Here is a 14,803-nt window from a genome sequence, read left to right on the forward strand (position 1 = left end):
ATGTCCTTCAACCTGTCCGAATGGGCGCTGCGCAACCGCAGCATCGTCCGTTACCTGATGCTGGTGCTGGCGGTGATCGGCGCGCTGTCGTACACCAAACTGGGCCAGAGCGAAGACCCGCCCTTCACCTTCAAGGCCATGGTCATTCGCGTCGACTGGCCGGGCGCCAACGCCGAGGAAGTCTCGCGGCAGATCACCGAGCGCATCGAAAAGAAGGTGATGGAGACCGGTGACTACCACTTCATCAATTCCTACTCGCGCCCGGGCGAGTCGGTCGTCACCTTCATGGCCCGTGACGACATGGTCTCGAAGAACATCCCCGACCTCTGGTACCAGGTACGCAAGAAGGTCGGCGACATCCGCCACACCCTGCCGCCGGGCATCCGCGGGCCGTTCTTCAACGACGAATTCGGCACCACCTTCGGCAACATCTACGCACTCACCGGCGAAGGTTTCGACTACGCGGTGATGAAGGACTACGCCGACCGCCTGCAGCTGCAGCTGCAGCGGGTCAAGGACGTGGGCAAGGTCGAGCTGCTCGGCCTGCAGGACGAGAAGATCTGGATCGAGCTGTCCAACGTCAAGCTTGCCACTCTTGGCCTGCCGCTGGCGGCCGTGCAGCAGGCGCTGGACGAGCAGAACGCGGTGGCCTACTCGGGCTTCTTCGAGACGCCGACCGACCGCGTGCAGATGCGTGTATCCGGGCGCTTCAAGTCAGTCGACGAGATTCGTGATTTCCCCATCCGCGTTGGCGACCGTACCTTCCGCCTGGGTGATGTGGCCGAAGTCCATCGTGGTTTCAACGACCCGCAGGCGCCGCGCATGCGCTTCATGAGCCAGGATGCCATCGGTATCGCCGTGTCGATGAAGGCCGGCGGCGACATCCTGACCCTGGGCGAGAACCTGGAGCACGAGTTCGCGCGCCTGCAGCAGACCCTGCCGGTGGGCATGGAGCTGCACAAGGTTTCCGACCAGCCGGCTGCGGTGAAGACCGGTGTGGGCGAGTTCGTCCAGGTGCTGGTCGAGGCGCTGGTGATCGTGCTGCTGGTCAGCTTCTTCTCCCTCGGTCTGCGCACCGGCCTGGTGGTGGCGCTATCCATTCCGCTGGTGCTGGCGATGACCTTCGCCCTGATGTACTACTTCGGCATCGGCCTGCACAAGATTTCCCTGGGCGCGCTGGTGCTGGCGCTGGGCCTGCTGGTGGACGACGCGATCATTGCGGTGGAGATGATGGCGATCAAGATGGAGCAGGGTTACGACCGCTTTCGCGCGGCCAGTTTCGCCTGGACCAGCACGGCCTTCCCCATGCTCACCGGCACCCTGATCACCGCCGCCGGCTTCCTGCCGATCGCCACCGCGCAGTCCGGCACCGGCGAATACACTCGCTCGATCTTCCAGGTGGTGTGCATCGCCCTGCTGGTGTCCTGGGTCGCCGCCGTGGTGTTCGTACCTTACCTGGGCGACCGCCTGCTGCCGGACCTGGCCAAGCTGCATGCGAAGAAGCATGGCGGCAACCCGGAAGGCCATGATCCGTACTCGACCACCTTCTACCAGACCGTGCGCGAGGTTGTGGAATGGTGCGTGCGCCGGCGCAAGACGGTGATCCTGGTGACCATCGGCCTGTTCGTCGCCTCCATCGTGCTGTTCCGCTTCGTGCCGCAGCAGTTCTTCCCGGCTTCCGGGCGCCTGGAGCTGATGGTCGACATCAAGCTCACCGAGGGCTCGTCGCTCAAGGCCACCGAGGAGCAGGTCAAGCGTCTGGAGGCCAAGCTCAAGGACCAGCCGGGCATCGACAACTACGTGGCCTACGTCGGCAACGGTTCGCCGCGCTTCTACTTGCCGCTGGACCAGCAACTGGCCGCGACCCGCTTCGCCCAGTTCGTCATCCTGGCCAAGAGCATCGAGGACCGCGAGCGGCTGCGCACCTGGCTGATCCAGGTGATGAACGAGGACTTCCCGTTCGCCCGTACTCGTGTCTCGCGGCTGGAGAACGGCCCGCCCGTGGGCTTCCCGATCCAGCTGCGGGTCAGCGGCGAGCACATCGACGAAGTGCGTGACATCGCTCGTCAGGTGGCGGCCAAGGTGCGCGAGAACTCGCACGTGTCCAACGTGCACCTGAACTGGGAAGAGCCGAGCAAGGTGGTGTACCTGAACATCGACCAGGAGCGTGCCCGCGCCCTGGGCGTGAGCAGCGCCGACCTGTCCAACTTCCTGCAAAGCTCGCTGACCGGCTCTAGCGTCAGCCTGTTCCGCGAAGACAACGAGCTGATCGAGATTCTCCTGCGCGGCACTGTGCGTGAACGTCAGGCGCTGGAGTTGCTGCCGAGCCTGGCGGTGCCGACCAGCAACGGCCGCAGTGTGGCGCTGTCGCAGATCGCCACCCTGGAGTACGGCTTCGAGGAGGGCGTGATCTGGCGTCGCGACCGCCTGCCGACCGTGACCATCCTCGGTGACATTTACGGCAACGAGCAGCCGGCCAGCCTGGTCAAGCAGATCATGCCGACTCTGGAGCCGATCCGTGCCGAACTGCCCAGCGGCTACCAGCTGGAAGTCGGTGGCACGGTGGAAGACTCGGCTCGCGGGCAGAAGTCGGTCAACGCCGGCATCCCGCTGTTCATCCTGGTGGTGCTGACCCTGCTGATGCTGCAGCTCAAGAGCATGTCGCGCGCGGCCATGGTGTTCCTCACCGCGCCGCTGGGGCTGATCGGTGTGACCCTGTTCCTGCTGGTGTTCCAGCAGCCGTTCGGCTTCGTCGCCATGCTCGGCACCATCGCCCTGGCCGGCATGATCATGCGTAACTCGGTGATCCTGGTCGACCAGATCGAGCAGGACATCGCCGCCGGCATGGACCGCTGGCACGCCATCATCGAGGCTACCGTGCGGCGCTTCCGTCCCATCGTGCTGACCGCCCTGGCGGCGGTGTTGGCGATGATCCCGATGTCGCGCAGCGTGTTCTTCGGGCCGATGGCGGTGGCCATCATGGGCGGCCTGATCGTCGCCACGGCGCTGACCTTGCTGTTCCTGCCGGCGCTGTATGCGGCCTGGTTCAGGGTCAAGGAAGTGGAGCGCTAGGCGTTGCCAGAATGAAAAGAGCCCGGCCTTTGTGCCGGGCTTTTTCATTCTGGCGCGTCATCGGTTTGAGCTGCAGGCTGGTTGGGTGGGTCTAAGGTTGTCTGTAACACAGTGCCAATCATCAGGTTGCGCTGGCTGTGCCTCTTGTCGGAATTAGTGGTTGCACTTGGTTGCACCTTCTCCTTCCGGAGGTTTACTCTCCTGCCACGCGCTGCAGCGCATCAATCGAAACAGGATAAGAAATGGCCACCACCACCCTTGGCGTGAAGCTCGACGACGCCACCCGTGAACGTCTGAAGCAAGCTGCCCAGTCCATCGATCGCACGCCGCACTGGTTGATCAAGCAGGCGATCTTCAATTATCTGGAGCAGGTCGAGGGTGGCCTGACCCCCGCCGAGCATTCCGGCCTGGCTGCCGCCGCCGGTGAAGAATCGGTCGACGCGCTGAGCGAGCAGGGCCTGCAGGTCTTCCTCGATTTCGCCGAGAGCATCCTGCCGCAGTCCGTGCTGCGCGCCGCCATCACCTCCGCCTACCGTCGCCCTGAAACCGAGGCGCTGCCGATGCTGCTGGAGCAGGCGCGCCTGCCGAAGGAGCTGGCCGAGTCCGCCAACAAGATGGCCCTGGGTATCGCCGAGAAGCTGCGCAACCAGAAGAGCGCCGGTGGCCGTCAGGGCCTGGTGCAGGGCCTGCTGCAGGAGTTCTCCCTGTCGTCCCAGGAAGGCGTGGCGCTGATGTGCCTGGCCGAGGCGCTGCTGCGCATCCCGGACAAGGCCACTCGCGACGCGCTGATTCGTGACAAGATCGCCAACGGCAACTGGAGCCAGCACCTGGGCCAGAGCCCGTCGATGTTCGTCAACGCGGCCTCCTGGGGCCTGCTGATCACCGGCAAGCTGGTGTCCACCCACAACGAGGCGGGCCTGTCATCCTCGCTCAACCGCCTGATCGGCAAGAGCGGCGAGCCGGTGATCCGCAAGGGCGTGGACATGGCCATGCGCCTGATGGGCGAGCAGTTCGTCACCGGTGAGACCATCGGCGAGGCCCTGGCCAACGCCACCAGCATGGAGAGCAGAGGCTTCCGTTACTCCTACGACATGCTCGGCGAGGCCGCGCTGACCGAGGAAGACGCCAAGCGCTACCTGGCTTCCTACGAGCAGGCCATCCATGCCATCGGCAAGGCCTCCCACGGCCGCGGCATCTACGAAGGTCCGGGCATCTCGATCAAGCTGTCCGCCCTGCACCCGCGCTACAGCCGCGCCCAGTACGACCGCGTGATGGACGAGCTGTACCCGATCCTGCTGGGCCTGACCAAGCTGGCCAAGCAGTACGACATCGGCCTGAACATCGACGCCGAGGAAGCCGACCGCCTGGAAATCTCCCTCGACCTGCTCGAGCGCCTGTGCTTCGCCCCCGAGCTGGCTGGCTGGAACGGTATCGGCTTCGTCATCCAGGCCTATCAGAAGCGTTGCCCGTACGTGATCGACTACGTCATCGACCTGGCCAAGCGCAGCCGCCACCGCCTGATGATCCGCCTGGTGAAGGGCGCCTACTGGGACAGCGAGATCAAGCGCGCCCAGGTCGAAGGTCTGGAAGGCTATCCGGTGTACACCCGCAAGCCGTACACCGACATCTCCTACATCGCCTGCGCGCGCAAGCTGCTGGCCGTGCCGGAAGCCATCTACCCGCAGTTCGCCACCCACAACGCCCACTCGCTGTCGGCCATCTACCAGATCGCCGGGCAGAACTACTACCCGGGCCAGTACGAGTTCCAGTGCCTGCACGGCATGGGCGAGCCGCTGTACGAGCAGGTCGTCGGCTCGATCAAGGACGGCAAGTACAACCGTCCGTGCCGTATCTACGCCCCGGTCGGCAGCCACGAGACGCTGCTGGCCTACCTGGTCCGCCGCCTGCTGGAAAACGGCGCCAACACCAGCTTCGTCAACCGCATCGCCGACCACAGTATCTCGCTGAAAGAGCTGGTGCTGGACCCGGTCGAGCAGGTCGAGCGCATGGCCGCGCAGGAAGGCACCCTGGGCCTGGCGCACCCGCGCATCCCGCTGCCGCGTGACCTGTACGGCGAAGGCCGAGTGAACTCCAGCGGCATCGACCTGGCCAACGAACACCGCCTGGGCTCGCTGAGCTCGGCGCTGCTGTCGTCGACCAACACCAACTACGTTGCCGGCCCGATCCTCGGCTGCGACACGCCGAACCCGGGCCCGGCCGAGCCGGTACGCAACCCGGCCGACCACCGCGACCTGGTCGGTCAGGTGCATGAGTCCAGCGAAGCCGACGTGAAGAGTGCGATCCTCTGCGCCCTGTCCAGCGGCCAGATCTGGCAGTCGACCCTGCCGGCCGAGCGCGCCGCCGTGCTGGACCGTGCCGCCGACCAGATGGACGGCGAGATCCAGCACCTGATGGGCCTGCTGGTGCGCGAGTCCGGCAAGACCTTCGCCAACGCCATCGCCGAAGTGCGCGAGGCCGTGGACTTCCTGCGTTACTACGCCGCCCAGGCGCGTACCTTCAGCAACGACAGCTATCGTCCGCTGGGCCCGGTGGTGTGCATCAGCCCGTGGAACTTCCCGCTGGCGATCTTCACCGGCCAGGTGGCCGCCGCTCTGGCTGCCGGCAACACTGTGCTGGCCAAGCCGGCCGAGCAGACTCCGCTGATCGCCGCGCAAGCCGTGCGCATCCTGCTGGAAGCCGGCGTGCCCGGTGGTGCCGTGCAGCTGCTGCCGGGCCGTGGCGAGACCGTCGGCGCCCGCCTGGTGGGCGACGAGCGCGTGCGTGGCGTGATGTTCACCGGTTCCACCGAAGTGGCCGGCATCCTCCAGCGCAACATCGCCGGCCGCCTGGACGCCCAGGGCCGCACCATCCCGCTGATCGCCGAGACCGGTGGCCTCAACGCCATGATCGTCGACTCCTCGGCCCTGGCCGAGCAGGTGGTGGTCGACGTGGTCAGCTCCGCCTTCGACAGCGCCGGTCAGCGCTGCTCGGCCCTGCGCGTACTGTGTGTGCAGGACGACGTGGCCGAGCGCGTGGTGGAAATGCTCAAGGGCGCCATGGCCGAATACAGCATCGGCTCGCCGGAGCGGCTGAACACCGACATCGGTCCGGTGATCGACGCCGAGGCCAAGGCCGGCATCGAGGCGCACATCGAGAAGATGCGCGAGAAGGGCCGCAAGGTCTTCCAGGCCGCCCGTTCCAGTGGCGAAGAGCTCAAGCGCGGCACCTTCGTGTTGCCGACCCTGATCGAGCTGGAAAGCTTCGATGAGATGAAACGCGAGATCTTCGGCCCGGTACTGCACCTGGTGCGTTACCAGCGTGAAGACCTCGGCAGCCTGCTGCAGCAGATCAACGACAGCGGCTACGGCCTGACCCTCGGCGTGCACACCCGCATCGACGAGACCATCACCCAGGTGGTGGACACCGCCAAGGTCGGCAACCTGTACGTCAACCGCAACATCGTCGGTGCCGTGGTCGGCGTGCAGCCGTTCGGCGGCGAAGGCCTGTCCGGTACCGGTCCGAAGGCCGGCGGCCCGCTGTACATGTACCGCCTGCTGTCGACCCGTCCGCAGGAAGCCGTGGCCCAGCACCTCAAGGGCGACAACGTGCAAGCGCTGACCGCGCCGGCCGAGCTGGCCAAGGCGCGTGCCGCCTTCGCCGAGTGGGCAGCCAAGGAGCAGCCGGCTACTGCCGCACTGTTCGAGCAGTTCGGCGGCCTGTCGCAGAGCTACTCCAGCCACCTGCTGACCGGCCCGACCGGCGAGCGCAACAGCTACACCTTGCTGCCGCGCGAGCGCGTGCTGTGCCTGGCCGAGGAGCGTGGCGACCTGCTCGCGCAACTGGCCGCCACCCTGGCAGTGGGTAGCCGTGCTCTGCTACCGGAGGCCCAGCGCGAGCTGGTCGCCGCGCTGCCGAAAGAGGTGCAGGCGCACATCGACCAGGTGGCCGACTGGACCGCGGCCGACGCCGAGTTCGACGCCATCCTGCACCACGGCGATTCCGACCAGCTGCGTGAAGTCTGCCAGCAGGCGGCTCAGCACAAGGGCGCGATCATCGGCGTGCACGGCCTGAACAAGGGCGAAACCGACATTCCTCTGGAGCGCCTGCTGATCGAGCATGCCCTCAGCGTGAACACCGCGGCCGCCGGCGGCAACGCCAGCCTGATGACCATCGGCTGATCCCGCGCGGCCGGCGGAGCTCTCCGCTGGCCGCACGAATCCCGCCGCAGAAAGCTGGTTGAAAGCTTTCTGCGGCATCCTTTCCCAAGTTCGGGATGTACGCAGCATGAACGCACTCTTTCTCGGCTATGGCCGTATGGGCAGCGCCATTGGCGAAGCGTGGCTGAAAGGCCACCTGGTCGGCAGCATCAGTGCCGTCGATCCCTATCTGGAGTTCTCCTCCAGTGCCCAGTTGTATGCGTCTATCGAAGAACTGCCGCAGCAGGCCTTCGACCTGATCATCGTGGCCACCAAGCCAGGCTATGCCTGCGAGGTACTGGCCGCGCTGCCCGATGTGCTGTGCCAGGACGCCGTGGTGATCTCGGTCGCCGCCGGCATCACCAGCGCCAGCCTGAGCCAGGCCCTGCGCCAGCGTTGCCCGGTGGTGCGGGTGATGCCCAACACGCCGGTGCTGGTCGGCGCCGGGTGCACCGGCATGTTCACTGATGCCGAGTTGAGTGCGGAGCGTCGTGATCAGGTCGCGCACCTGTTCGAGACCGTGGGTAAGGGCTACTGGGTCGAGCAGGAAGGCCAGCTGGACGCGGTCACTGCCCTGTCCGGCAGCGGCCCGGCTTACTACCATCTGTTCAGCGAGGCGCTGGCAGCTGCCGGCGTGGCCCTCGGCCTGCCGGCCGATCTGGCCAAGGCCCTCGCCGCACAGACCGCGTTCGGAGCGGCCTCGCTGCAAGTGCAGCCGGGTGCCGACTTCGTCGAACTGCGCACCGCCGTGACCTCGCCGAATGGCACCACGGCAGCTGCGATTGCCAGCTTCGAGCAGGATCAGGCCTTGCGCCACCTGGTCGATGCGGCAGCCCGAGCGGCCTTCGTCCGCTCCCAGGAGCTCTCCGAGGGCGCCTGACCGGCCGTGGCGAGCAGTCGCCACGTGCCACGCCACGTACACCGCAAGGGGGCTTACCCGCCCGGTATGTGGCGTTTCCAACCTAGGCCGGCTCGTTCCGGCACCCGGCAGGGCCACAAGCCCGGCCACAAAAAAGCCCGGCATTTGCCGGGCTTTTGCTTTTGCGCGTCGTGGCGGCTGACTTTACAGCGCGCCGAAGACCTTCTTGGCCAGGCTGGTCGCGGCACCGGCCGGGTTTTGGCGGATGCTCGCTTCCTGCTCGGCGATCATCTTGAACAGGCCGTCCAGCGCCTGCTCGGTCACGTAGTTCTCGACGTTGGCGCTCTTCGCGTCGACCACGCCGAGGGCGGCGGCTTGGCCGGCGAAGCTGTTGTACTGCTTGGCCACGCCGACCTTGTCGGTGGCCTGCTTGACGATGGGCAGGAACTTGGCGCGGATCTGCTCGCGGCTGCTCTTGTTCAGGTACTGGGTGGCGGAGTCGTCACCACCGGCGAGGATGGCCTTGGCATCGCTCACGGTCATCTTCTTTACCGCATCCACCAGGATCGCCTGGGCCTGCGGCACGGCAGCCTCGGCGGCCTTGTTCATGCTGGCTTCGAGCTCTTCGACCTGGGCGCCCATGCCCATCATCTTCATGGTCTGCGCGGCCTTGCCCAGCTTGCCGGGCAGCTCGATGCGCACCTCGTCGTTGTTGCTGAAGCCGCCCGGCTTGCCGAGCTGCTTGACGGCGACCTGCGCGCCCTGGGTCAGCGCGTCCTTGAGGCCGCCGCTGGCGTCGGTCTGGCTGAGGTCGGAGAGGGACAGGGCGAAGGCGCCAGCGGACAGCAGCAGGCCGGCGGCGAGGGTGGTGAGGCGCAGCATGGGGGACTTCCTTGATGACAGGGATATCGACCGAGCTTAGCGGAGTGGCGCCAGCGAGCCAATCGCGATGGCGTGGCTGGTCCGCTCCGTGGTCGTCTATGGTTTTCCTGCGCGCAGCGCTCTAGCGCGGGCCTGTGGTTCGCCAGGCGAGATGCGCGCGGACATGACCTGGGTCAATGGCGGCGGCCTTTTACGGGGCCAATGCTGACCCTGGACAGTATTCATTCAGCTTGTGAGGCGCACAGTAGGAATACCCACTCGCGGAGCGTGCCAGGGGCCGCTCTTTCAGGAGTCACCGAGGAGGACGATATGGGATCGCTGCACACCCACGAGCAAGGCGCGCCAGCCACTGCCGAGCAGTGGTACCGCAAGAGCGCGGACCAGGCGATGGCCGACCTGCAGACCAGCATCACCGGGCTGGCCCCGGAAGAGGCCGCCGCGCGGCTGCTGCGGGTCGGTGCCAATGCGCTGCCGGCCAAGGCCGTCGATCCGGCCTGGCTGCGCTTCGCCCGCCACTTCAACGACGTGCTCATCTACATCCTGCTGGCGGCCGCAGTCGCCACGGCGCTGATGGGGCACTGGACCGACACCCTGGTGATCCTCATCGTGGCGGTGATCAATGCCTCCATCGGCTTCTTCCAGGAGAACAAGGCGGAGAAATCCCTGGCCGCGCTGCGCGGCATGCTCAGCAGCCACGCCCACGTGGTGCGCAACGGCAAGAAGCTGGAGATCGACGCCAGCGAGCTGGTGCCCGGCGACATCGTCATCCTGCGCCCCGGCGACAAGATTCCCGCCGACGTGCGCCTGTTCGAGGCGCACCACCTGCAGGTCGAGGAGTCCATGCTCACCGGCGAGTCGCTCACCGTGGCCAAGCAGGTCGAGAGCATCGACCACGAGGCGCTGCTGGCCGACCGCACCAACCTGGCGTTCTCCGGCACCAGTGTCAGCGCCGGCAACGCCAAGGGTGTGGTGGTCGAGACCGGCGTATCCACCGAGCTGGGCAAGATCAACCGCATGATCGCCACGGTGGACGAGACCGAGACCCCGCTACTGCGGCAGATCGACCAGCTGGGCAAGCGTCTGTTCCAGCTGATCATCGGCATGATGGCGGTGCTCTTCGTCATCGGCTTCTTCTGGCACGACTACCCGTTCGGTGAGCTCCTGCTGTCGCTGATCAGCCTGGCCGTGGCCGCGGTGCCCGAAGGCCTGCCGGCGATCGTGTCGATCATCCTGTCCCTTGGCGTGCAGCGCATGGCTACCAACAAGGCGATCATCCGCAAGTTGCCGACGGTGGAGACGCTCGGTGCGATGAGCGTGATCTGCTCGGACAAGACCGGCACCCTGACCATGAACGAGATGACGGTGAAGAGCGTGCTCACCGCCGACACCAGCTTCAACGTCGAGGGGCAGAGCTACGAGCCCAAGGGCCGCATCACCCTGGCCGGCGCCACCGAGGCGCTGAGCTGGGCCGAACACCCGAACCTCGCGGCCTTCATCCGGGCTATCGACACCTGCAACGACAGCAGCCTGCAGCGCGATGAGGGCGGGCGCTGGAACGTGGTCGGCGGCCCCACCGAGGGCGCGCTCAAGGTGCTGGCGCGCAAGGCCGAGCTGCCCGAAGTGGAAGTGCGGCGCATGGGCAAGATCCCCTTCGACTCGGCCTACAAGTACATGGCGCGACGCTGCGATGTCGGTGGCGAGAGCCTGATCTACCTCAAGGGCGCGCCCGACGTGCTGCTGCGCATGTGCGAGCAACAGCTGGGCGTGAACGGCGCCGAGCCGCTGGACCGTGCCTACTGGGAGCGCGAGATGGGCCACATCGCCAGCCAGGGCTTGCGCATGCTGGCGGCGGCCTACCGGCCGGTGCCCGGCGCCAATGGCGAGATCGATCACCCGGACGTGCAGCACGGCATGGTCTTCCTCGGCGTCGCCGGGCTGATGGACCCGCCGCGCCCCGAGGCGATCGAGGCCATCGCCATGTGCCGGCAGGCCGGCATTCAGGTCAAGATGATCACCGGCGACCACCCGGATACCGCCGTGGCCATCGCCGGCATGCTCGGCATGGGCAGCGATTTGCGCGCCATGACCGGCCAGGAGCTGGAGGCCATCGACGACGCCGAGCTGAAGTCGCGGGCCATGCAGTATTCGGTGTTCGCGCGGACCAGCCCCGAGCACAAGCTGCGCCTGGTGCGCGCCCTGCAGGCCAACAAGCAGGTGGTGGGCATGACCGGCGACGGGGTCAACGACGCGCCGGCGCTGAAGCAGGCCGACGTCGGCATCGCCATGGGCATCAAGGGCACCGAGGTGACCAAGGAGGCCGCCGACATGGTGCTCACCGATGACAATTTCTCCACCATTACCGGCGCCGTGCGCGAGGGGCGGCGGGTCTATGACAACCTGAAGAAGACGGTGCTGTTCATCCTGCCGACCAACCTGGCGCAGGGCCTGATCATCATCCTGGCGATCCTCGCTGGCGCCGTGGTGCCGCTGTCGCCGCTGCAGATCCTGTGGATGAACATGGCCACCTCGATCACCCTGTCCTTCGCCCTGGCCTTCGAGCCCGGCGAGTCGGGGATGATGCGGCGCAAGCCGCGCGACGCCCGTGAGTCGATCCTCAACGGCTTCACCGTGTGGCGGGTGTTCTTCGTCGGCAGCCTGCTGGCCTCCGCGGCCTTCGCCGTGGATGCGTGGATGCTCGCCAATGGCCAGGACACCAACCACATCCGCAGCATGGTCCTGCACACCCTGGTCGTCTCGCAGTGGGCCTACCTGTTCAACTGCCGCCTGCAGGACGAGTTCTCGCTGAACGCTGCGCTGCTGCGCAACGGCGCGCTGCTCACCGTGACGCTGGCGCTGATCCTGCTGCAGTGCCTGGTGCTCTACGTGCCCTTCATGCAGGAGGCGTTCGACACGGTGGCGCTGCCGTTCAGCAACTGGCTGGTGGCCATCGGCATCGGTGCGCTGGTGTTCTTCGCCGTCGAGTTGGAGAAGCTGGTGATCCGCCGCTGGAAGGCCAGCCGCGGGCACTGAGTTGGGGTAAAAGAAAAGGGCCGCAGATGCGGCCCTTTTTCTTGTGCGCGGATCACGCCGGCTCGTTGTTCTCTTCGTTGCGCTCCAGTGCCACCTGGCGGATCGACAGGCGAATCTCCGCCGGCAGCACGCGCTTGGCCACGCCCTCCACCAGCTCGGTGAGCTGCGGGTGGTGGCTGAGCTTGCCCTCGCTGTTCTGGCGTAGTACGCCCTGGTCGAGCAGGGTCTGGATGAAGTGGCGGAACAGGCTCTTGTCGAAGAACTCCGGCGCGTTGAGGCCATGCAGGATCGACAGGCGCTGGGCCATGACCACGCAGAGGTTCTCCAGCTCCTCGGCGGACAGGGCGTACTGGCCGGCGTTGAGCAGCAGGGCGGTGGCCATGTAGAAGCGCTGCAGGGTCTGCACGATGGCGCGGGCCAGCAGGGTGAGCAGGACGAACTGCCGCGAGCTGGGCGCCGGGCGCACGTACATGTCGTCTTCCAGGCGCAGCAGGCCCTGTTCGACGAAGGCTTCCAGCCACTGGTCGACCACGCCTTCCAGCTCGTCCACGGACCAGCGAATGAACAGCTCCGACTGCAGGTACGGATACAGCGCGCCGACGTAGCGCAGGATCTGCTCGCGACTCATGCGCGAGCTGCTGAGGAAGAAGCTGGCCAGCAGGGCGGGCAGGGCGAACACGTGCAGCACGTTGTTGCGGTAGTAGGTCATCAGGACGGCGTTCTGCTCGTCCAGGTAGAGGATCTTGCCCAGGGCGTCCTTCTGCTCGGCCAGCAGGTCCATGCTCTGCACGTAGCGGATCAGGTCCTGGCCATCGCCTTCCGGCAGGGTGGCGTGGGGCGAGTAGGGCACCTTGCGCAGCAGTGCCAGGTACAGGTCGAGCACGCGGGCCAGGGCCTTCTCGTCCAGCGCCAGCTTGGCGGTGGAGAGCAGGGCCAGGCCGACCAGGTTGACTGGGTTGATCGCCGCGGCTTCGTTGAGGTGCTGTGCCACGCGCGCACCGAGGCGGTTGGTGGCCTGGTTCAGCCACTCGGGACGGCACTGGTCGCCGTAGTCCTGGCTGCGCCAGTCCGGCTGCTCGTGGTCGAGGAACTCGGCCAGCTTGATCGGCTCGCCGAAGTTGACCCAGACGCTGCCGAAGCGCTGCTTACGGATGGCGCCGATGACCTTGAAGATGTCGAAGATCGACTCCTTCTTCTTCGCCGCGCCGCGCAGCTCGCCCAGGTAGGTGCGGCCTTCGAGCACGCGCTCGTAGCCGATGTAGACCGGCACGAAGGCGATCGGCAGGCGCGACGAACGCAGGAAGCTGCGCAGGGTGATGGCCAGCATGCCGGTCTTCGGCTGCAGGGTGCGGCCGGTACGCGAGCGGCCGCCCTCGACGAAGTACTCGACCGGGAAGCCCTTGCTGAACAGGGTGTGCAGGTACTCGTTGAACACTGCGGTGTACAGCGGGTTGCCCTTGAAGGTGCGGCGCATGAAGAAGGCGCCGCCACGGCGCAGCAGGCCGCCGACTACCGGCATGTTGAGGTTGATGCCGGCGGCGATGTGCGGCGGCGTCAGGCCGTTGCGGAACAGCAGGTAGGACAGCAGCAGATAGTCGATGTGGCTGCGGTGGCAGGGCACATAGACGATCTCGTGACCATGGGCGATGTCGCGCACCGCTTCCAGGTGGTTGACCTGGATGCCCTCGTACAGCTTGTTCCAGAACCAGCTGAGCACCGTTTCGAGGAAGCGGATGGCGGTGTAGGTGTAGTCCGAGGCGATCTCGTTGCCGTAGCGCAGCGCCTGGGCCTGGGCCTTCTCCACGCTGATCTTCTCGCGCTCGGCCTCGTCGAGGATGGCCTGGCGCACCTGCGGGCCATGGACCAGGCCTTTCACCAGGTTGCGGCGGTGCGAAACGTCTGGGCCGATCACGGTGGTCTTCAGGTTGCGGAAATGCACGCGCAGGATGCGCTGCACCATGCGCAGCGTTCGTTCGCGGCCCTTGCCCTGGTCGAGCAGCTCGCGCAGATGGATCGGCGCGGAGAACTGCACGCGGGTCTTGCGGCCGAGGATGAGGATGCTGACCAGCTTGCGCAGGCGCCCGGTGACGGCCCAGGAGTCTGCGAACAGCAGCTTCCACGGGCTGGTCTCGCGGTCCGGCGACTGGCCCCAGAACACGCTGACAGGGACGATCTGCGCGTCATCCAGCGCGCTGCCATCGAGGCTGGCGAGCAGGCGTTGCAGGGTCGGTGGTGCGCCACGCTTGTCGTGGCCGCCGAACCAGCTCGGCGAGCGGGTCAGGTAGAAGAATCCGGCTGGCTCCATCTGCTCGCCCAGCGCCACCGGCAGGATCGGTCGCGGCAGGCCGGCCTTGCTGCATTCCGTGTCCACTACCGCCAGGTCCGCCGCCGAGGGCTGCTGCAGCACGTAGAACACCGGCTTGCTGCGATCCAGGCGCAGATTGAAGGACGACTGGTTGATGGTTTCCGAGCGTACCCAGAGGTACAGCAGGCGACGCAGGGCACCAAAGGCAAGGCGGTGGAGCGGGGAGCGGGTCATACGAGGGCGACTGTGAAAACGAGCGAGCGCTCGGGGCGGCTAGTGTGCCGTATTCGCCTCGCTGCGGCAAAAGCGCCGCAGGTACAAGTGTTCACCGGATGGCCGCGTGTTTCCTGGCCTGCAGGTCGATATCGAGAAGAAATCGCCGGGGCCCTGCAACTTTTCCTAAAAGCCCTTGTCTTGCCATGCCGCGGGTCGACTTTTATAGTCCGCCGGCGTTTGCAG

General features: G+C 66.3%; 6 protein-coding genes. 4 read left to right on the forward strand and 2 right to left on the reverse strand.

Annotated features, from left to right (window positions below; all coding sequences use genetic code 11):
* The 3 genes from PTT45_RS03785 to proC all read left to right on the forward strand — a co-directional run bounded on the left by PTT45_RS03785 (position 1) and on the right by proC (position 8,148).
* On the forward strand, positions 1 to 3,072 hold the full coding sequence (locus tag PTT45_RS03785; RefSeq protein WP_273811604.1) for an efflux RND transporter permease subunit: 3,072 nt from the start codon (positions 1 to 3) through the stop codon (positions 3,070 to 3,072).
* 242 nt (positions 3,073 to 3,314) lie between these two features.
* Entirely contained in the window at positions 3,315 to 7,250 is a 3,936-nt protein-coding gene (putA, locus tag PTT45_RS03790; RefSeq protein ID WP_273811605.1) for a trifunctional transcriptional regulator/proline dehydrogenase/L-glutamate gamma-semialdehyde dehydrogenase, read from the forward strand.
* Between the two features lie 106 nt (positions 7,251 to 7,356).
* A complete protein-coding gene (gene proC / locus PTT45_RS03795; RefSeq protein WP_273811606.1) occupies positions 7,357 to 8,148 on the forward strand; it encodes a pyrroline-5-carboxylate reductase in 792 nt (263 codons plus the stop codon).
* 183 nt (positions 8,149 to 8,331) lie between these two features.
* On the opposite strand, the gene PTT45_RS03800 is transcribed toward proC, so the two are convergent.
* Complete coding sequence (locus PTT45_RS03800; protein WP_273811607.1) at positions 8,332 to 9,009, reverse strand: DUF4197 domain-containing protein; 678 nt, start codon at positions 9,007 to 9,009, stop codon at positions 8,332 to 8,334.
* Between the two features lie 309 nt (positions 9,010 to 9,318).
* On the opposite strand from PTT45_RS03800, the gene PTT45_RS03805 reads away from it, so the two are divergent.
* Entirely contained in the window at positions 9,319 to 12,039 is a 2,721-nt protein-coding gene (locus PTT45_RS03805) for a cation-transporting P-type ATPase (RefSeq protein ID WP_273811608.1), read from the forward strand.
* 52 nt (positions 12,040 to 12,091) lie between these two features.
* Here the strand turns inward: PTT45_RS03805 and plsB are convergent, their stop codons facing one another.
* Positions 12,092 to 14,578: a glycerol-3-phosphate 1-O-acyltransferase PlsB gene (plsB, locus tag PTT45_RS03810; protein ID WP_273811609.1), complete on the reverse strand. Its 2,487-nt coding sequence runs from the start codon at positions 14,576 to 14,578 to the stop codon at positions 12,092 to 12,094.
* Between the last annotated feature and the right edge of the window lie 225 nt (positions 14,579 to 14,803).

The organism is Pseudomonas sp. Gutcm_11s (assembly GCF_028649395.1).
Classification (GTDB): domain Bacteria; phylum Pseudomonadota; class Gammaproteobacteria; order Pseudomonadales; family Pseudomonadaceae; genus Aquipseudomonas.

Excerpts from the sequence above, each read along its gene's own strand:
- PTT45_RS03785 (WP_273811604.1), top strand. The coding sequence starts at position 1 with ATGTCCTTCAACCTGTCCGAATGGGCGCTGCGCAACCGCAGCATCGTC.
- putA (WP_273811605.1), top strand. The coding sequence starts at position 3,315 with ATGGCCACCACCACCCTTGGCGTGAAGCTCGACGACGCCACCCGTGAA.
- proC (WP_273811606.1), top strand. The coding sequence starts at position 7,357 with ATGAACGCACTCTTTCTCGGCTATGGCCGTATGGGCAGCGCCATTGGC.
- PTT45_RS03800 (WP_273811607.1), bottom strand. The coding sequence starts at position 9,009 with ATGCTGCGCCTCACCACCCTCGCCGCCGGCCTGCTGCTGTCCGCTGGC.
- PTT45_RS03805 (WP_273811608.1), top strand. The coding sequence starts at position 9,319 with ATGGGATCGCTGCACACCCACGAGCAAGGCGCGCCAGCCACTGCCGAG.
- plsB (WP_273811609.1), bottom strand. The coding sequence starts at position 14,578 with ATGACCCGCTCCCCGCTCCACCGCCTTGCCTTTGGTGCCCTGCGTCGC.